The organism is Roseateles sp. (assembly GCF_965262435.1).
Lineage (GTDB): Bacteria > Pseudomonadota > Gammaproteobacteria > Burkholderiales > Burkholderiaceae_C > Paucibacter_A.
The window spans coordinates 2,908,748-2,927,707 of the sequence record NZ_OZ253537.1 but is presented as its reverse complement, the minus strand read 5'-3'; the positions used below and the strand labels follow the sequence as shown (position 1 = coordinate 2,927,707).

At 68.3% G+C, this 18,960-nt stretch carries 11 protein-coding genes; 6 read left to right on the top strand and 5 right to left on the bottom strand.

Annotated features, from left to right (window positions below):
- The first annotated feature begins 1 nt into the window (after position 1).
- The gene (locus ACQY39_RS12565; protein WP_428506677.1) at positions 2-8,929 is read left to right on the top strand and encodes a GH36-type glycosyl hydrolase domain-containing protein; all 8,928 of its coding nucleotides are present in this window, start codon (positions 2-4) and stop codon (positions 8,927-8,929) included.
- Between the two features lie 96 nt (positions 8,930-9,025).
- On the opposite strand, the gene ACQY39_RS12560 is transcribed toward ACQY39_RS12565, so the two are convergent.
- Complete coding sequence (locus ACQY39_RS12560; protein WP_428506675.1) at positions 9,026-9,970, bottom strand: OmpA family protein; 945 nt, start codon at positions 9,968-9,970, stop codon at positions 9,026-9,028.
- A gap of 86 nt (positions 9,971-10,056) precedes the next feature.
- The gene (locus ACQY39_RS12555; protein ID WP_428510799.1) at positions 10,057-10,410 is read right to left on the bottom strand and encodes a DUF4398 domain-containing protein; all 354 of its coding nucleotides are present in this window, start codon (positions 10,408-10,410) and stop codon (positions 10,057-10,059) included.
- 300 nt (positions 10,411-10,710) lie between these two features.
- On the opposite strand from ACQY39_RS12555, the gene ACQY39_RS12550 reads away from it, so the two are divergent.
- Both ACQY39_RS12550 and ACQY39_RS12545 read left to right on the top strand, forming a co-directional pair.
- A complete protein-coding gene (locus ACQY39_RS12550) occupies positions 10,711-11,028 on the top strand; it encodes a BON domain-containing protein (protein ID WP_263519350.1) in 318 nt (105 codons plus the stop codon).
- Positions 11,029-11,191: 163 nt separating this feature from the next.
- Complete coding sequence (locus ACQY39_RS12545) at positions 11,192-11,449, top strand: CsbD family protein (protein ID WP_428506672.1); 258 nt, start codon at positions 11,192-11,194, stop codon at positions 11,447-11,449.
- 46 nt (positions 11,450-11,495) lie between these two features.
- Here the strand turns inward: ACQY39_RS12545 and ACQY39_RS12540 are convergent, their stop codons facing one another.
- From ACQY39_RS12540 to ACQY39_RS12530, 3 genes are all read right to left on the bottom strand, one after another.
- Positions 11,496-12,566, bottom strand: a complete 1,071-nt coding sequence (locus tag ACQY39_RS12540; protein ID WP_263519348.1) for an AI-2E family transporter — start codon at positions 12,564-12,566, stop codon at positions 11,496-11,498.
- Between the two features lie 145 nt (positions 12,567-12,711).
- Entirely contained in the window at positions 12,712-14,460 is a 1,749-nt protein-coding gene (locus ACQY39_RS12535; protein ID WP_428506670.1) for an ABC transporter ATP-binding protein/permease, read from the bottom strand.
- Positions 14,457-14,924 carry a PRC-barrel domain-containing protein gene (locus ACQY39_RS12530; RefSeq protein WP_428506668.1) on the bottom strand — a complete coding sequence of 156 codons (468 nt, stop codon included), beginning with the start codon at positions 14,922-14,924 and terminating at the stop codon, positions 14,457-14,459. The genes ACQY39_RS12535 and ACQY39_RS12530 overlap by 4 nt, the downstream gene beginning before the upstream one ends.
- Positions 14,925-15,094: 170 nt before the next feature.
- Between ACQY39_RS12530 and ACQY39_RS12525 the strand changes: the two genes are divergently transcribed.
- The 3 genes from ACQY39_RS12525 (at position 15,095) to ACQY39_RS12515 (ending at position 18,651) form a co-directional block, all read left to right on the top strand.
- Entirely contained in the window at positions 15,095-15,304 is a 210-nt protein-coding gene (locus ACQY39_RS12525) for a hypothetical protein (RefSeq protein WP_428506666.1), read from the top strand.
- Entirely contained in the window at positions 15,301-15,441 is a 141-nt protein-coding gene (locus tag ACQY39_RS12520) for a hypothetical protein (RefSeq protein ID WP_428506664.1), read from the top strand. The genes ACQY39_RS12525 and ACQY39_RS12520 overlap by 4 nt, the downstream gene beginning before the upstream one ends.
- A gap of 153 nt (positions 15,442-15,594) precedes the next feature.
- The gene (locus ACQY39_RS12515; RefSeq protein WP_428506662.1) at positions 15,595-18,651 is read left to right on the top strand and encodes an alpha/beta hydrolase family protein; all 3,057 of its coding nucleotides are present in this window, start codon (positions 15,595-15,597) and stop codon (positions 18,649-18,651) included.
- Positions 18,652-18,960: the final 309 nt, after the last annotated feature.

Sequence of the window (18,960 nt, the reverse complement as noted above, 5' to 3'; positions counted from 1 at the left end):
CATGGTCCAACTGCGCAGCTTGAAGGCCTGGGCCTGGCTGGCCCGGCATGTCGGCCCGGCATTCTTCCTGACCACCACCGAGCCGGAGGCACCGGCTTTGCTGCAGGAAATGCTGGACCCGCATGAGGGCCCGGTGCTGGCGCCGATACGCTCCGAGATCTTCGGCCAGCAGCGCTTTGCCCAGCATGGCCGCAGCCTGGCGGCCACGCACCGGGTGCGCGCGGTGCGCGAGCAGCGCCGGGGCCAGACCTTCTTCCCGCGCCTGCGCAGCAATGTCGACATCCTGCGCCGGGCCCACCGTTTTCTCGCCGCCCAAGCCAGCACCGGTTTTGACATCAGCCCAGCCGCCGAATGGCTGCTGGACAATTTCCATCTGATCGAGGCCCAGCTCAAGGAAGTCCACGAGGGCTTGCCGCGCCGCTATTTCCGCGCCCTGCCGGTGCTGCAAGACCCGCCTCTGGCGGGACTGCCGCGCGTCTACGGGGTCGCCTGGGCTTTTGTGGCCCACACCGACGGTGCCTTTGACGAAGAGCTGCTGGTGCACTTTCTGTGTGCCTACCAGGAGGTGCGGCCGCTCAATCTGGGTGAGATGTGGGCGCTGCCGACCACGCTGCGCGTGGTTTTGATCGAGAACCTGCGCCGTCTGGCCGAACGCGTGGCCGGCCAGAAGGCCGCACGCGAACTGGCCAACCAATGCTGCGACCGCATCGAGCGCATGGGCCTGGCCGAGCTCGACCAGCAGCTCGCCGGCCTGCGCCAGCGCGGCCTGGACCAGGCCTTTCTGGCGCAGATGGCGCAGCGCCTCTTGCACCGCACGGGCAGCATCAGCCCGGTCGCGGACACGCCCTTGCAGCAGGCCGGGGCCGAGTTGCGCCGCGCCTGGCTGCTGCAGGCCCTGCCCGACCCGGCCGGCGCGCAGCTGCAGCAGGCCGCCGAGCAGACCGCCGACAACCTCAGCGTCAGCAATGCCGTCAGCTCGCTGCGCGTGATCGGCGAGGCCGACTGGCCCGAGATCGTGGCGCGCAGCAGCCCGCTGATGCAGCTGCTCTTGAGCTGCGACAGCTTTGCCGCCGAACACAGCCGCACCCGCGACCAGACCCTGCACGGCATCGAGGCCCTGGCGCGACGCTGCGGCCGCAGCGAGCTCGGCGTGGCGCAGGTGCTGATCGATGTCATGCAATGCCCACACGCCGGCGGCGCCCCCGTGCCGCCCCATGCCCAGACCGCCGGCCACTGGCTGCAGGGCGAAGGCCGCCCCGCCCTGCTGCAGGCCCTGGGCTTGCAGGAATCGGCCAGCCTGCGTTGGCGGGCCGCACTGCGCCGCCATGCCCTGGTCCTTTATCTGGGCGGCTTGGGCCTGGGCTGCGCCGCTTTGCTGGCCGGTCTGGCGCGCTTCGATCCCGCGCTGGCCGCCGCCCCCTGGCCCTGGCTGCTGGCCTGCCTGGCGCTGATGCTGCTGCCGGCCTCGGAAGCCTGGCTGGCCTTGATGAACCGCCTGCTCAGTGAATCGCTGCGGCCGGCCCAGCTGCCGCGCCTGGCCCTGGCCGAGGGCATTGCGCCGACCCAGCGCGTGCTGGTGGTGATGCCGGTGCTGCTCAGCGACGCCGCCACCATTGCCGAGCTGGCCCACCGCCTGCAGCTGCACCAGCTGGCCAACCCGGAAGCACAAGCCCAGTTCGCCCTGCTCAGCGACTGGGCCGATGCCGACAGCGCCAGCCTGCCCGGCGATCAAGCCCTGCTCGACGCCGCCGTGGCCGCGATCCGTGCCCTCAATCTGGCCACACCGGTGGCCGCGGGCGCACCGGCGCGCTTTCTGCTGCTGCACCGGCAGCGCCGCTTCAGCGACAGCGAGCAACGCTGGATCGGCTGGGAGCGCAAGCGCGGCAAGCTGGAGCAGTTGGTGGAAGCGCTGGCGCAAGGCGAAAACAGCGGCCTGGCTTTCGCCGACCTGGGCCCGCTGTCCCAGACCGCGCCGCACACCCGCTATCTGCTGACCCTGGACAGCGACACCCAGATGCCACCGGGCCGCCTGCGCGAGCTGGTGGGCGTGGCCGCACACCCACGCAACGAGCCACGCCTGAGTCCGGCCGATGCGGCCGGCCAGGCCGGGCCGCGCCGGGTGGTGGCCGGCTACGCCATCCTGCAGCCGCGGGTGCTCACGCCGCTGCCGGCGCGCGGCGACTTCACGCCCTACCACTGGCTGTTCGCCGGCCAGTGCGGCCTCGACCCCTATGGTTCGGCCAGCTCCGAGACCTACCAAGACCTGTTCGACGAAGGCAGCTTCACCGGCAAGGGCCTGCTCCATGTGCAGGCCCTGCAGGCGGTGCTGAACGGCCGCCTGCCCGAGGGTCAGGTCTTGAGCCATGACCTGCTGGAAGGCGCCCTGGCCCGCTGCGCCGCCGTCAGCGACATCAGCCTGGTCGAAGACGCACCGTTTCACGCCGATGTGGCCGCCTCGCGCGTGCACCGCTGGATCCGCGGCGACTGGCAGCTGCTGCCTTTCTTGCTGCCCCGCCGCTGGAGCCAGCAGGCCCTGCGCCTGGGCGCGCTGAACCGCTGGAAGCTGCTCGACAATCTGCGCCGCTCCCTGGTGGCGCCCGCCTCCCTGCTGCTCCTGCTGCTGGCCCTGGCCTTGCCCGCGGGCCTGTGGCTGGCGCCGGGCCCGGCCCTGTCCCTGGTGCTGGCCGCCCACCTCGCCGGGCCCTTGCTGGGCGCCTTGGCCGGCTTGTTGCCCAGCCACGGCGGTTTTGCGCCGGGCCATTTCTGGCTGCGCGGTCTGACCGAGCTGGCGCGCGCCCTGCTGGGCAGCTTGTGGCAGCTGGCCCTCTTGCTGGAACAAAGCGCCCTGGCCCTGGACGCCATCGTGCGCGCGCTCTGGCGCAGCGGCCACAGCCACCGGCTGCTGCTGCAATGGACCACCGCGGCAGCGGCTCAAGCGGCAGCCGCGCGCAGCTGGCCGGCCGTGTTCGCCCGCCACCGCCGCGCCAGCCTGGGCGCCTTGCTGGCCTTGGCCGGCCTCTTGCTGGCCGGCACCGAGGCGCCGGCTCTGGCCACGGCCTTGTGCCTGCTTTGGGCCGCCACGCCGCTCTGGGTCGGCTGGGCCAGCCGGCCGCAAGGCCTGATCGGCGGCCGCCGGTCCGAGCGCGTCAGCCTGCAAGAGCGCGCCTATTTGCGCGGCATCGCACGCGACACCTGGCGCTTCTTCGAGCGCTGCGTCGGCCCGCAAGACCGCCACCTGCCGCCCGACAATCTGCAGATGCTGCCGCAGGAGATGCTGGCCCATCGCAGCTCGCCGACCAATATCGGCCTCTATCTGCTCAGCGTGGCCTGCGCGCGCCAGTTCGGCTGGATCGGCACGGAAGAATTGATGCGCCGCCTGCAGGCCACGCTGGACAGCCTGGGCACGCTGGAGCGCCACCGCGGCCACTGGCTGAACTGGTACGACACCGAAACCGGCGCCGCCCTGCTGCCACGTTATGTCTCGACCGTGGACAGCGGCAACCTCTGCGGCCACCTGCTGGCGGTGGCCCAGGCCTGCCGCGCCCTGGCCTTGGCACCGTATGCCGCCGAGCCGGCCGCCGCTGCGGTACAGGATTCGCTGCAGCGCCTGCGCGAGCTGGCGCCGCTGTGGCCGGAGCAGCCACAGATCATGCTCAACCAGGGCTTGATGCGCCTGCTGCTGATCGAAAACCCCTTGCAGGAAGCGCGCCGCGCGCCACAAGCTTTTGAGCAGCTGCTGCGCGAGGCCGCCGAGGGCATGGACGCACTGAACCGGCCCGGGCCAGGCATCGATCCAAGCTCGGCGCGCCAGCGCCTGGCCTGGCTGCTGATCGATCACCTGAACACCTTGCGCTCGGCCCTGGAGGACCAGCTGGCGGTTTGCCTGCCCGCTGCGCAGCAAGCCGCCAGCGCTCGCCTGCTGGACCTGGCGCAGCGCTGCGAGGCCCATGCCGGCGAGCCCGATTTCGCCTTCCTCTACCACCCCAAGCGCCATTTGCTGCACATCGGCCTGCGGGTCGCCGAGCAAGAACTCGATGCCGGCTTCTACGACTTGCTGGCCTCGGAGTCGCGACTGACCAGCCTCTGGGCCATGGCCAAGGGCGATGTGCCGGTGCGCCATTGGGCGGCGCTGGGCCGGCCATTCTTCGCCGTCGGCCTGGCCGCGGGCCTGCGCTCCTGGTCGGGCTCCATGTTCGAGTACCTGATGCCCAGCCTGATGCTGGACGAGCCGGTGGGCAGCGCCTTGCGCGAGGCCTGCCGTGCCGCCATCGAAGAGCAGATCGCGTTCACGGCCGCGGCTGGCCTGCCCTGGGGCATTTCGGAGTCGGCCTATGCCGGGCGCGACCACAGCCTGGCCTACCAGTACGCGCCGCAGGGCGTGCCACGCCTGAGCCTGCGTCGCACGCCACCCGACGAGCTGGTGATCGCGCCCTATGCCACCGCCCTGGCCGCGCAGCTGGAGCCGCAGCGAGCCTGCCGCAACTTCGAACGTCTGGAAGCGCTGGCGGCACGCGGCCGCTACGGTTTCATCGAAGCCCTGGACTTCAGCCCGGCCCGCCAGGGTCAGGAGCAAGGCCCGGGCCTGCCCCAGGCCGGTCCGGCCGGCCATGTGCCGGTGGCCACCTTTATGGCCCACCATCAGGGCATGAGCATCGCCGCCCTGGCCAATGTGCTGCTGGCCGGCCAGGTGCAGCGCTGGGGCATGGCCTGCGCGCCGCTGGAGGCGGTGGCCTCGCTGCTGCATGAGCGCTCGCCGCGCGAGATCTCGCGCCTCTACCAGGCCCCCGCGGTGCTACCGGCCCAGGTGTTCGAGCGCCGCGCGGGCGGCCTGCTGCGCGAGGTCCACCCTGGCATGGCGGCGATCGAACCAAGCCAGCTGCTGTCCAACGGCCGCTACCAGCTGAGCCTGCGCCCCAATGGCGCGGGTGCGTCGAACCTGGGCGCCATGGGCCTGAGCCGGCGCCGCGACGACGCCTTGCGCGACGAGTACGGCAGCTTCTTCTTTCTGCGCGGCCTGGACGCCGCGGCGCCGCAGCGCCTGGTCTCGCTGACCCAGCACCCGGCGCCCGATGCGGCCGCCCATTACCGCTGCAGCTTTCACCCGGACCGGGTCTGCCTGAGCGCGCGCTGGCCGGGTCTGAGCAGCCAGCTAACCGTCTGGATCAGCCCCGAAGACGACATCGAGTTCCGCCAGGTGGAGCTGCACAACCTCGGCGAGCAGGACTTGGAGCTGGAGCTGATTTCGGCCTTCGAGCCGACCCTGGCCGAGCCGCGCGCGGACGAGGCCCACCCGGCCTTCAGCAACCTGTTTCTGCGCGCCGAATGGAACCCGCAGCAACAAGCCCTGCTCTGGCAGCGCAAGGCCCGCCTGCCCGGCGAGCCGGAGCTGCACCTGGCGCATTTCCTGACCGAGCTGGTGCTCAGCGAAGACAGCGACGCCCCAGCCGAACGCGGCTCGCTGCTCGGCCTGGCCGTGCAGACCGACCGCCAGCGCTGGCGTGGGCGGCTGCGGCCTGCCAGCCAGCCGCTGGGGCAAGTACGCGCCGTGCCCGGTGGCCGGGAGTCGGTCACCCTGGACACCGGCCTTGATCCGGTCTGCGTGCTGGCAACCCGGCTGCGCATTGCGCCAGGCGCCAAGCTGACCCTGACCTTTGCCACGGCGGCCAGCCATCTGCCCGGCCTGCTCCATGCGGTGATCGACAAATACCGCCAGGCCGCCCATGTGCAGCGCGCCTCGCTGATGTCGGCCACGCTGACCGGCATCCGTCTGCGCAGCCTGCGCATCAGCCCGGCCAATCTGGCCGCCGCCCAGACCCTGAGCACCGCCTTGCTGATGAGTTTGAGCCGGCCGCATCTGGCCCAGGCGGGCGCTGCCGGCTCCGGCACGGCCCCGGATACCTGCGACCGCAGCCTGCTCTGGCGTTTCGGCATCTCCGGGGATCAAGCCATCGTCTTGGTTCAAGCCGGCGTGATCGAAGGCCTGGGCCTGCTGCGCAGCCTGGCGCAGGCCATGCGGATCTGGGCCTGGGCCGGTGTGGCCTGTGATCTGGTGGTGGTCAATGGCGAGGCCGCGTCCTACCAGATGAGCTTGCAGCGCGAGATCGCGGCCTTGCGCGAGCGCCATCTGGCCGAGTGCAGTGCGCAAGCGCAAATGCAGCAGCCCCCGGGCCAGCCCAGCCGCAGCGGCTTTCATCTGCTGCGCGCCGAGGAACTGAGCGCTGCCGAGTTCGCCAGCCTGCGCAGCCTCGCCTGCATCACCCTGGACGCCGACGGCCGCCCCCTGCACCACCATGTGCAGGCCTGGGCCGAACAGTTCGAGACGGCCTGCGCGCTGCGCCAGGACGGCGGAGCGCTGAGCGTGCAGCTGCGCCCCATGCCGACACAGCAGCAGGCCGCGCCAGGCCAGTTCAGTGCCGACGGCAGTCACTTTGAATTCGAGGTCAGCCCCAGGCAGCGGCCCGATCGACCCTGGATCAATGTGCTGGCCAATGCCGGCTTCGGCTGCCAGATCTCCGACAGCGGCACCGGCTACAGCTGGGCTGTCAACAGCCGCTTGCATCAGCTGACGGCCTGGTCCAACGACCCGGTGGCCGACACGCCGGCCGAATGGTGCCTGCTGCAGGACGAGCGCAGCCAGGAGACCTGGAGCTTGTGCCCCTCGGCCTGGGGCGACGGCGGGCCGGCCCAGGTGCGCCACGGCCAGGGCTGGAGCGAGATCAGCCAGCAGCGCGGCAGCCTGAGCTGGACCCTGCGCTGGTGCGTGGACAGCCGCCTGGCGATCAAGCAGCTGCAGATCAGCCTGCACAACAGCGGCGAGCGCGAGCGCCATCTGCGCCTGATTGGCCTGACGGAGTGGCTGATGGGGGCCAGCCGCAACGAGCGCATGAGCAGCCGCTGCAGCCATCTCCAGCAAGGCGGCGCCACCGCCCTCTTGTGCACGCAGACCGAAGCCTCGGCCGGCTTCGGCCAGAACACGGCCTTCCTGGCCCTGCTGCCCAAACTGGCGGGGACAGCCGGGGCGGCGGGCCAAGGCTTTGAGGGTGAACGACTGGACTGGACCTGCGACCGGCGCGAGCTCTTCGACGCCCGCGGCCGCCTGCAGCTCCCTGACCATGGCGGCGAGGTCAGCGGCGCCGGCCTGGACCCCTGCGCCATGATCAGCCGCCGCTGGACATTGCCCGCCGGGCAGCGCAGCGAGCACAGCTTTCTGCTCGGCCACTCCGACAGCCCGGCAGCGGCCCAAGCCCTGCTCGCCCAGGCCTTGCAGCAGCCACCGGCCGCCCGGCTGCACGAAGCCCGGGCCGGCTGGGATGAGCTGCTGAGCGCCACCGAGGTGCGCACGCCCGACCCCTTGTTCGACGCCATGGTCAACCGCTGGCTGCTGTACCAGACCCTGGCCTGCCGGCTCTGGGCCAAGGCGGGCTTCTACCAGGCCGGCGGTGCCAGCGGCTTCCGCGACCATCTGCAGGACGCCATGGCCCTGGCCTGGGCAGCGCCCGAGCTGCTGCGGGCGCAGATCCTGGAGGCCGCCGGGCGCCAGTTCGCCGAGGGCGATGTCCAGCACTGGTGGCATGCGCCGCTGGGCGCCGGCGTGCGCACCCATTGCTCGGACGACCTGCTCTGGCTGCCCCTGGCCTGCCTGCACCATCTGCGCGCCAGCGGCGACGCCGGCCTGCTCAAGGAGGAGCTGCCCTTTCTCGACGGCGTGGCCCTCCCCGAGCACGGCGAAGACCGCTATGCCCGGCCGGGGATCAGTTCCCAGCGCGCAAGCGTCTACGAACACGCGGCGCTGTGCATCGACCACAGCCTGCGTGTCGGCGCCCATGGCCTGCCCCTGATCGGCACGGGCGACTGGAATGACGGCATGAACCTGGTCGGCCCGCAAGGCCGCGGCGAGTCGGTCTGGCTGGGCTGGTTTCTGTGCCGCCTGGTGGCCGACTTCGCGCCGCTGGCGTTCGAACGCGGCCAGGCCGAGCGGGCTCAGCGCTGGCTCAGCGCCGCTGAGGGCTGGCGGCAAGCCCTGCTCGAACAGGCCTGGGACGGCGCCTGGTACCGGCGCGCTTTCTTCGACGAGGGCCAGGCCCTGGGCAGCCACGCCAATGCGCAGGCCCGCATCGATTTGATCGCGCAGGCCTGGAGTGTGCTGTCGGGCGTGGCACCGCTGGCGCGGCAGCAAGAAGCGCTGGCCTCCATGGACGCGCTGCTGGTGGACGGCGAGGCGGGGCTGATACGGCTGCTGGACCCGCCCTTCCAGGACGCGAACCCGGAGTCAGCCCCCAAAAGCAAGACCGAGCCCGAGGCCGAGCCCGCACCCAACCCGGGCTACATCCAGGCCTACCCACCCGGCGTGCGCGAGAACGGCGGCCAGTACACCCACGCCGGTGTCTGGGCCTTGATGGCACAGGCCGGCCTGGCCCTGCAGTTGCGCGAGGCCGCTGCACGCGAACCCGAGGCAGCCGCGGCGCTGCGGCAACAGGCCGATGCGGCCGGCGAGCAGGTGTACCGTTACTTCCGCTACCTGTGCCCAGCCCACCGGACCAGCGACCCCGGGCAAGGCCCGGTCTATGGCACCGAGCCTTATGCGGTGGCCGGCGATGTGTACAGCGCCCCGCCCTACACCGGGCGTGGCGGCTGGAGCTGGTACACCGGCTCGGCCGCCTGGCTGCACCGCGCGGCCATCGAGTCCATATTCGGCCTGCGCCTGAGCGCCCGCAGCCTGATGCTGCAGCCCTGCCTGCCCGCAGCCTGGCCGCGCGCCGAGCTGAGCCTGCGCCGCCATGGCCGCCTGATGCACTTCACCTTGCTGCGCGGGGGCCAGGCGGCGGCCCAGGAGCTGGCCCAGGCCCAAGGTGCCCGGCTGCTGCAGCCAGGCGAGGCGCTGGACTGGCTGGGCCTGCCGCAAGAGGCGCACTTCGTGCTGCCGATCTGAGGGCTGGCGCCGCTTCTCCCACGGAGGAAAAACAGAGAGACCCAAAAGAAAAAGCGGCCGAGGCCGCTTTTTTGTCATGCCTGCAAGGCGAGCTCCTCAACGTGCAGCGATCACCCCACTGTCATCGGACAGCACGATCTCGACACGGCGGTTCAGCTGGCGGCCGGCGGCATTGTCATTGCTGGCCACCGGATGCGATTCGCCGAAGGATTGGCTGAGCAGCTGCTGGCCATCCACGCCCTGGGCGATCAGAGCATTGCGCACGGCGGCCGCGCGGCGCGTCGACAAGGACTCGTTGCTGGCATCGCTGCCGACGCTGTCGGTATAGCCCTCGATCTGGGCGCGGCGCTGCGGGTAGGCCTTCAAAAAGCTGGCCAGTTTGTCCAGGCTGCGCTGGGCGCCGCTCTTGAACTCGGCGCGGTTGGTGTCGAACAGCACATCGCCGATGGTGATGACCAGGCCGCGCTCGGTCTGCTTGGCATTGAGCTCGCGGATTTGCGTCTCCAGCTGGTAGGTGCGGATGCGCGCGTCCTCGGCCTGCATCTGGGCCTGCTGCTGCACAGCCGCCGTCTGCGCTTGCGCGTTCAGGCTGTCCTGCTGCGATTGCGCCGCTTGAGCCTGCGCCTGGCCGGCCTTGCGGCTGGCCCGATCGGCCTCTTCGGTGCGGGCCTGCAAACGGATCTGGTCGCGCCGCACATTGGCGCTGCTGATGGCTGCCTCGGCCACCTTCTGGCGCGTCGCCTCCTGGGCGATGGCGACCTGCTGCTTGGCCAGATAGGCCAGGTGGTTGACCTTGGCCACTTCGTCTTGCTGGGCCCAAGCGGCATCGGCCCGGCCGAGCGCGTCAGCGGCCAGCTTCATCTCGCCCGCTGCCATGGACTGGGTTTGCGGGTTGTCCTGGGCGGCGCGGTAGTCGCTGCGGGCTTCATCGAGCATGGCGTTGTTGCTGGGCAGGCTGCTGCAGCCGATCAGGCTGGCCGAGACCGCCAGCAGCGCGGCGCTGACCAAGGACAGGGAATGGATACGACGTGGGATCTTCATGGGAGCTGCCTTTCGAAATTGAATGGAGGGCCGGCCGGAGCGCGGCGCCGCGAGCGCGGGAAAAGAGGGCAAGGCGGTCGCCGGCCTCATGGGCGCTTGCGGCTCAGTTCTTCGCTGAGCACGCGGCTGGACTCGGCCAACTCTTCGGCCGCCTTGCGCGCCTTGCCGGCACCGGCTTTCTTCTCGGCCAGCTGGGCATTGGCCTGGGCGTCCTGGGCCAGCCAAAGCGCGCGTTCGTAGTCCTTGTCGTTCATGGCCAGGCGGGCGCGGTCGAGCTTGTCCTGGGCGCTGCGCATGTCTTGCGGTGCCCACTGCACACCCCCGGCTGCCGTGGCACTGTTCAGGGCAGCGGCCGACACGGCCATCTGTTCGGTCGGCGGCGGCATGCTGGCGCAAGCGCCCAGCAAGCTCGCGCCGAGCAGCGCCAGGCTCAAGGTCACTGAAAACAAGGGAGAACGCGGGGCGCCCCGCGCTGGCGCAACTGCTCGCCCGATGGACCCGGGCAGCGAATCGGGTCTTGCATGGAACTTCAACATGATGCGGTCTCCAAGGGTTTCGTAGACCTGCAAGCCTGGCGGCTGCCATGCGCTCGGTCGGTGCGTTAGAGAACACAGGCAAGCCGGTGGGTGCGACGGCGTTTCGTCCTACAGCAGCCTCGCCTGCAGGCCTATTCGCAGGCCGCGGGCGGCTGCCTACATTGAATCGGACCTCTCGCTTCCTTCACCCAACGAAAGCCACCCATGAAGAACTTGCGCACCCTCAGCTGGACCGTTCTCTGCGCCGGCCTGCTGCTCATCGGCAGCGGCTGTGCTGTCACCCGCGGCCAGGAAACCGTCGGCGCTTATCTGGACGACAGCGCCATCACCACGGCCGTCAAGGGCCGCTTTGTCGACAACAAGGACGTGGACGCCTCGGCCATCAGCGTGGAGACGCTCAATGGCACGGTGATGCTGTCCGGCTTCGCCAAGAGCGGCCGCGAAAAGACCACGGCCGAAACGCTGGCCTGGAAAGTGGTCGGCGTGAAGGCGGTCAAGAACGAGATTGCTGTACGGCCGTGACAAAGGGGCGCGGTGAATCGCGATTCGTGAATCGTGATTCGTGGGCAGCTATTGGCTCAGAACCCCACATCACCCATCCCCATCCCCATCCGCATTCACGATTCACGATTCACGATTCACGATTCACCCATCACCCACCACCCACCACCCAAAGGACCCCCTCATGAACTGGGATCGCATTCAAGGCAATTGGAAACAAGCTTCTGGCAAAGCCAAGGAGCAATGGGGCAAGCTCAGCGATGACGACCTCAACATCGTCGCCGGCCGCCGCGAACAGCTGGCCGGCCTGATCCAGGAGCGCTACGGTTTGCTCAAGGACGAAGCCGAAAAACAGTTGGCCGCCTGGGAAGTCCGCGCCACGGATGGCTGGTTCAGCGAGCCCAAGCCCAAGAGCGACGGCAAGGTGCCCGACGGCATGTAGAGCCAGCAGGGCCCAGCCCCCCTTGGGCCCTGTGCTGCGAGCCGGATCAGAGCAACATCTGATCCGGCTTTTCTTTGTTCGCCGCCGTACGTGCGGTCCACATCTGCACCAGGGTCAGACCCACGGCCAGCATGGGTGGGCCGATGAAGACGCCGATGAAGCCGAAGGCCGCAATGCCGCCGAACACGCCGAGCACGATCAGCAGCATGGGCAGGCTGCTGTGCCGGCTGATCAGCAAGGGCTTGACCACGTTGTCGATGCTGCTGATGGCCAAGAGGCCCCAGAGCAGCATGAACACGGCCCAGCCGGTCTGCCCCTGCTGGAACAACCAGATCGTGGCGCCGCCCCAGAGCAAGGGCGGCCCGACCGGCACCATGGAGAAGAAAAAGGTGGCCGCCGCCAGGGCCAGGGCGCCGGGAACACCGGCAATCCAGAAGCCGGCCAAGGCCACCGCGGCTTGCGCAAGCGCCGTGCCGAAGATGCCGTGCACGACGCCGGTCACGGTGTGGTCCACGGTCTCCAGGATCTCCTCGCCATGATCGCCCGCCAGGGTACGCAGCATGGCGCGCAGGGCGCCGACCAGGCGCTCGCCGTCGCGGTAGAAAAAGAACAGCACAAAGGCCGCGAACAACATCTGGATCAGGCTCGATGCCACCGCCCGGCCGGCCACCAGCAGCACGGTCTTGGTCGGCTCGATCAAGCTCTTGAGCAGGGCCACGAACTCATCGCGGCTGTCGGCGATGCGGTGCCAGTAGCTGTCCAAGGGCTGGCCGATCAAGGGCAGCTCGCGCAGCCAGGCCGGAGGCTGCACGGGGCCGGCGTCCAGCATATGCCGCAACCACTCCACGCCATGGGTGACATCGTCGGCCAGGCTCAGGGCCAGCAGGCTGCTCGGGCCGATCACCAGCACCACCAGCAAGCTCGTCATCAGCAAGGCCGCGGCCGTCTCATGGCCACCGAAGCGGCGGCGCAGACGGGCATACAAAGGCCAGCTGGACAGACAAGCCACGGCCGAAAACAGCAGGGCCGGAATGAAAGGCTGCAGGATCTGGAAGCAGCCGACCACCACGACAGCCAGCGCGGCAAGTTGAAGGTATTGCTGCAGCTTGGGATTCACGAAACAGGCACTCCAGACATGACAAGAAAAAAAACACACAGCACTTGCGCCGCAGCATACCGGCCCCGATTCACGATTCACGATTCACGATTCACGATTCACGATTCACGACTCACCATTCACCCATTCACCCATTCACCTCCCCTCACCCCCACCGATAGTCCGCCGCCGCACTCAGCCGCCAGCCCCCACCCTCGCCGGCCAGGTCCAGCACCTGGCTGTGAAAGCCAAGCAAGGCCTCGTGATGGCTGACGCTGATCGGGGTGATGGCCAGAGCGGCCAATTGGCCGTAGAGCAAGGTCTCGTTGCCGCGGTCCAGCGCACTGGTCGATTCATCGAGCAGCAGGTAGCGCGGCTTGGCCAGCAGCGCCCGGGCGAAGGCCAGACGCTGCTGCTCGCCGACCGAGAGCACATGGGCCCAATCCATCTCCGCCTGCAATCCGCCGAAACGCTGGGCCAGCTGCGGCAGATTGACCCGTTCCAGCCACAGCAGCAGCTCGGCATCGCTGATGTCACGCTCGGCCTGCGGGTAGAGCAGCTGGCTGCGCAAGTCCCCCAGCGGCAGATAGGGTTGCTGCGGCAGGAACAGCATGTCCTCGCCGCCTGGGCGCAGCACACAGCCCGAGCCAGCCGTCCACAGCCCGGCCAGGGCGCGCAGCAGCGAGGTTTTTCCCGAGCCGCTGGCGCCCGCAATCAGCAAGCCGGCGCCGGGCTCCACCTGCAGACTCAGGGACTGGATCAGCAGATGCTCATGGCGCGGCGTGAACAGGGTCAGGTCTTGCAGGCCGAGCTGAAAAGCCGGCCGGCTGCTGATGCATTGCAGGGCCGGCAGGGGCGGCTCGGCCAGCGCCAGAGAAAAGGCATGCAGGCGCTCGATGCCAGCAGAGAAGCGGCTCAGGCCTTCGAAGTGCTCGACGATCAGGGTCAAGGCACTGAGGATGGCCGCAAACGCACCGGCCGCCTGCAGCGCCCGCCCGACCTCCAGCCGCCCGGCCAGCACCTCATCGGCAATGATGACGCTGGGCAGCAGCAGGGTCAGAAAGCTGTGGCCATATTGGAAGAGATTGAGGCGCAGCTGCCAGCGCAGGACCTGGCGGTAGTTGTCGTAGAGCCGTCCGAACACGCGCTGCAGGGCCGAGCGCTCGCGTGCCTCGCCTTCGTGGAAGGCAATCGGCTCGGCATGCTCGCGCACGCGCACCAGGGCAAAGCGGAAGTCGGCCTCGCGCTGCAATTGCGCGAAGTTCAGGCCGATCAGGCGGCGCCCGAACAGGCCGCCGGTGAAGACCGTGCCCAGCAGGGCATACCCGATCAGAAAGTAGACCAAGCCGCGCGAGATGGACCAAAGCACGCCGGCAAAGGCCAGCAGCTGCAGCAAAGCGCCCAAGAGCACCATGGCAAAGAACAGCGACTGCTGGGTGAAGGCATTGATGTCCTCGGCGATGCGCTGGTCGGGGTTGTCGATGCCAGAAGCACCCATGCCGAGCCGATAGTAGGCGCGGCCCTGGAAGTAGCGTCCCAAGAAATGCTCGCTCAGCCAGCGCCGCCATTGCAGGGCCAGGCTGTCGCGCACGAAATAGTAGAAACCATAGACCGGCACGGCCACGGCCAGAACAGCCGCAAAGCGCCAGATCGTGGCCCAGAAGCGCGGCCCATCGCGGGCGGCCAGGGCCGAGGTGAACTCGCCCGTCTCATGGTTGAAGAGCACATTGAAGGCGGTCTGAGCCAGCAGAAGCGCGATCAACAAGCCGAGCATGGCCAAAGAGCGCCAGCGCCCTTCGGCCACCCAGAACAGGCGGGCAATGACCCAAAAGCGCCGGCCCAGACCGGGGTTGAAACCGGCGGCCAGCGGCGCCGCCGACTCGGGTGGAGCCGGCGGCGCCGGTGTGGCGCTCAACGGTTCAGTGCATCCGCATAGGGCTTGCTGCCGTAGTAGGCGTGAATGCCACGAGCCCATTCGGAATCGGCCATATCGGGCCACTGGTCCTTGTCAAAGCCCGGGGCGTCTTGCAGGCGCTCGCGCTCGACATTGAGCACGAAACGCTTGTTGACGGTGTCCAGGCGCAAGGCGCTCCAGGGCACGGCGAAGAGCTTTTCGCCCATGCCCAGGAAGCCACCAAAGGACAGCACCGCGTAGGCGACATGGCCGCTCTTCATGTCCAGCATCAGCTCCTTGATGTCGCCGAGATCGTCGTCGCTGAGGCTGACCACATCGTTGCCGATCAAGGTGTCGGCACCCATCAGCTGCGGGCCGGGGCCGCCATGCTGATTCATGCTATCGCTCAGTGCAGCCGAGCTGCGCAGCGAGGCTGAGTTCATACCCTTGTACATGCCGTAGGGATCGCGTTCTTCGTAGTTCATGGAGGCTCCTTGATGGATCGGGTTGGGATGCTTGCAGACTAGGGCCATACCGCTCAGCTGGTCTGTTATCCAGCGCACACAGAAAGGCCAGACTCGTGCGCTGGCGAACCGACCGGGCCGCCAGTCGCACCTATAAACAGCAGACACCCACCCCCATGAAAGCGAACCCCATGAAAAACCGCCCCGTCCTCAGCCTGCCCAAGCGCCTGCCACCGAGCCCTGCCGAAGCCCGGGCGGGCGACCTCAACCACGTCTTCGATGAAGAACGCCAGCTGCCGCCGCAAGGCCGCCATGACGAACGGCCCGACACCTTGGACGTCGAACGCGAGCAGCACACGCCAGGCCGCGAGCTCGGCAGCGCCACCGGCGCCTCCTCATGAGCACGGGCTGGTGGCTGACTCTGCTGCTGATCGTGCCGACCTTCAGCATGGCGGCCTGGATGTGGTGGGTGATGGCGCGCTTCAACCTCGACAACCTGAGCCTGGGCGAACTGAGCGGTATGACGCTGGAAGATTGAGGCTGCCGGGCGGCACTGCGGCCAGGACGGTTATAAAGCGCAGCTTGATGACCACTCCCTGCGGGGACCGCTGCAATGTCCGGCTCTTCTGGTACGACCCCTATTCGGCGCGCCCACGCGCTACCGCTACAGCTAAGACTACTGCTGCTCGCAATGTGCAGCTGCTTCAGCCCGCAGTTGCTGGCGCAAGATGCAAACGCCGTCTCGGCGCCCTCGTTGGCCAGCGCCCAGGCCAAGCCCGCCAAGCGCGCAATCGACCATGCCGCCTATGCCGGCTGGCGCAGCATCCAGGGCACGGCCCTGAGCCGCGACGGCCAATGGGCGGCCTACGCCCTGGTGGGCCAGGAAAGCGATGGCGAGCTGGTGCTGCGCCGCCTGACGGACGGCCAGGAATGGCGCGTGCCGCGCGGCACGGCGCCGGTCTTCAGCGCCGATGGCCGCTTTGTCGCCTACGCCGTGCAGCCCAGCCGCGCCGAGCTGGACAAAGCCAAGAAGGACAAGAAAAAAGGCGAGGACGCCCCCAAGCCCGGCGCCGGCTGGCTGGACCTGAGCAGCGGCAAGCCCGAGAGCCTGGAGCGCGTCAAGCGCTTCGCCTGGGCCGAAGAAGGCGGCACCCAGCTGGCCCTGCTCTTGGAGCCGGTCAAAGAGGCCGCCAAGAAAGACGAGGCCGCCAAGGCCAAGACCGATGAGGCCGATATAGCTGATGACCAGACCGCCGCCGCCACGGGAACCAACAGTGGAGCCAGCAAAAAGAAAGAGGCCGGCAGCGAGCTGGTACTGATCAACGCTGCCACCGGCCAGCGCCAGAGCCTGGACAAGGAAGCCAGCGATTTCGTCTGGGCCCGCTCAGGCCAGCGCCTCGCCTATGCCCTCAGCGTGAAAGAGCCCTCGGGCAAGGCCGACGCAGCCGCCACGGCCAAGGCCCGGGCACGCGAAGGCGTCTACCTGCTGGAGCTGGGCGCGGAGAACGCCACGCCGCAAGCGCTGCTCGCCGGCGCTGGCAGCTACAAGCAGCTGGCCTTTGACCGCAGCGGCCAGCAGCTGGCCTGGCTGAGCAACCGCGACCATATAGCCGCCCAGGCAGCGCAGGCCGCCAAGCCAGAAAACAAGACCGACGCCAAAGCAGACGACAAGAAGGAAAAGGCGGACGAGCCGACGCCATTCAAGCTCTTCCTCTGGCGCGCCGATCAAAAAACCGCACAAACCGTGGCCAGCGCCGAAACCGCCGGCCTGCCCGCCGGCTGGGGTCCGAGCGAGCATGGGCTCTTGAGCTTCAGCAAAGACGGCCAGCGCCTATTCCTGGGCACCGCGCCTCTGCCCAAGCCCGAGCCCAAGGACGCGCCCGAGCCGATCAAGGTGGACCTCTGGCACTGGAAAGACCCCGAGCTGCAATCCGTGCAGAAGGTCAAGGCCGACAAGGAACGCCAGCGCAGCTACCGCGCCGTGCTGCATCTGCAGGCGTCGGGCAGCGACAAGCCGCCGCGCCTGGTGCAGCTGGCCCGCACCGAGCTGCCCACGGTCGTGATCAACGACAACGCCGAGATCGCCCTGGGCTTGAACGACCGTCCCTACCAGATCGAAGAATCCTGGTCCGGGCAGAAGCAGGACGCCTATGCCGTGGACCTGAACACCGGCGAGGCCAAGCTGCTGGCCCGCAAGCTCAAGTTCACGCCCAAGCTCTCGCCGACCGGGCGCTATGTGCTGGGCTACCAGGTCGAGGACCGCGGCTGGTGGGCCTGGGACACGCACAATGGCCAGGCGCATGCGCTGACCGCCAAGCTGAGCAAGAGCAGCGGCGTGCGCTTCGACAACGAAGAGCGCGACACGCCCGGGCCGGCCGGACCCTACGGCTCGGTGGGCTGGACCGAGGGCGATGCCAGCGTCGTGCTCTACGACCGCTACGACCTCTGGGCCGTGCAGCTGAATGACCTGAGCGCTCGCATTCTCAGCCAGGGCTGGGGCCGCAAGAACGGCTTGCAGCTGCGCCAGATCGTGCTGGACAGCGAAGAGCCCGAGCACAAGCCCCTGCCCGCCGCGGGCCTGATGCTGGGCGCCACCCATCTGCTGAAACGTGACACCGGCTTCTACCAGCTGCCGCTGGCCGGCGGCCAGCCGCAGCGCCTGCTGCATGCCGACAAGCTGCTGGGCACGGTGATCAAGGCCAAGCAAGCCGACACCCTGCTCTACACGCAGCAGAGCTTCAGCGAGTTCCCCGACCTCTGGGCCAGCAACACCGCACTGGCTACGCCGAAAAAGATCAGCCAGGCCAACCCGCAGCAGGCCGACTACCTCTGGGGCACGCAGGAGCTGATGGACTACACCAGCGCCGACGGCAAGAAGCTGCAAGCCTTGCTGGCCAAGCCGGCGAACTTCGACCCGGCCAAGAAGTACCCGGTGATGGTCTACATCTACGAAAAGATGACGGACAAGCTGCACAACCATGTGGCACCGGCGCCGGGCCAGAACATCAACCCAACGCGCTATGCCAGCCAGGGCTACTTGGTGCTGCGGCCCGATGTGGTGTTCAGCGTCGGCCACCCGGGCCAGAGCGCCATGAACACGGTGCTGCCGGCCGTGCGCGAGTTGATCAAGAAAGGCTATGCCGACCCCAAGCGCGTGGGCATCCAGGGCCACAGCTGGGGCGCCTACCAGATCAACTACATGCTGACGCGCACGAATATGTTCCGTGCCGCTGAGGCCGGCGCGTCCATGGCCAATATGGTCAGTGGCTACGGTGGCATCCGCTGGGGCACCGGCATCAGCCGTGCCGTGCAGTACGAGCAGGGCCAAAGCCGCATCGGCGCCACGCCCTGGGACAAGCCGCAGCTCTACATCGAGAACTCGCCCATCTTCCAGATCCACAAAGTGCAAACGCCCTACCTCACCGTGCACAACGACGAGGACGATGCCGTGCCCTTCTATCAGGCCATCGAGTTCTTCACCGCCCTGCGCCGCCTGGGCAAGGAAGCCTACTGGTTCAACTACAACGGTGAGAAGCACGGCCTGCGCGAGCGCGACAACATCAAGCACTACAGCCTGCACATGACCGAGTTCTTCGACCACTACCTGCTGGACGCGCCGCGCCCGAGCTGGATGGACCAACCCGTGCCCTGGCTGGAACGCGGTAAGCGCGATGTGTCGGAGGCCTACAAGCCCAAGGCCGCTGAAGCGGTCAGCAAGGCGGGCGCTGCGGCAGCCACATCGCAGTAAACCGTTCGCTGGACGGCAGCCCGGCGCCGCAAGGTGGCCGGGCTTTTCTTTTGTGCCCACCGTTCAGATGGACGAGAGGACTTGAGAGAAGACAAACGCACAAAGCAAAAACCCCTGATCCGCTTTCGCTCATCAGGGGTTTCGCATTTTTGAAGCGTCTGTCTTCGACTTTTCAGTCTGCCAATTTCAGCAGGCAGAGCCGGGTAGCTTGCTTTGCGTAGGCGCTTGGGCTCTGGCCGGCTCACAAGGCAACAACTACAGGCTCACACGGCCTTGGTCAACGCAAGAACTCGGACAACTTCATCGTGA

Bases quoted from the DNA above. Each gene is read 5' to 3' on its own strand.
- ACQY39_RS12545 (WP_428506672.1), top strand. From the start codon at position 11,192: ATGAACTGGGATCGCATTCAAGGCAATTGGAAACAAGCTTCTGGCAAA.
- ACQY39_RS12515 (WP_428506662.1), top strand. From the start codon at position 15,595: ATGTGCAGCTGCTTCAGCCCGCAGTTGCTGGCGCAAGATGCAAACGCC.
- ACQY39_RS12525 (WP_428506666.1), top strand. From the start codon at position 15,095: ATGAAAAACCGCCCCGTCCTCAGCCTGCCCAAGCGCCTGCCACCGAGC.
- ACQY39_RS12530 (WP_428506668.1), bottom strand. From the start codon at position 14,924: ATGAACTACGAAGAACGCGATCCCTACGGCATGTACAAGGGTATGAAC.
- ACQY39_RS12565 (WP_428506677.1), top strand. From the start codon at position 2: ATGGTCCAACTGCGCAGCTTGAAGGCCTGGGCCTGGCTGGCCCGGCAT.
- ACQY39_RS12560 (WP_428506675.1), bottom strand. From the start codon at position 9,970: ATGAAGATCCCACGTCGTATCCATTCCCTGTCCTTGGTCAGCGCCGCG.
- ACQY39_RS12550 (WP_263519350.1), top strand. From the start codon at position 10,711: ATGAAGAACTTGCGCACCCTCAGCTGGACCGTTCTCTGCGCCGGCCTG.
- ACQY39_RS12520 (WP_428506664.1), top strand. From the start codon at position 15,301: ATGAGCACGGGCTGGTGGCTGACTCTGCTGCTGATCGTGCCGACCTTC.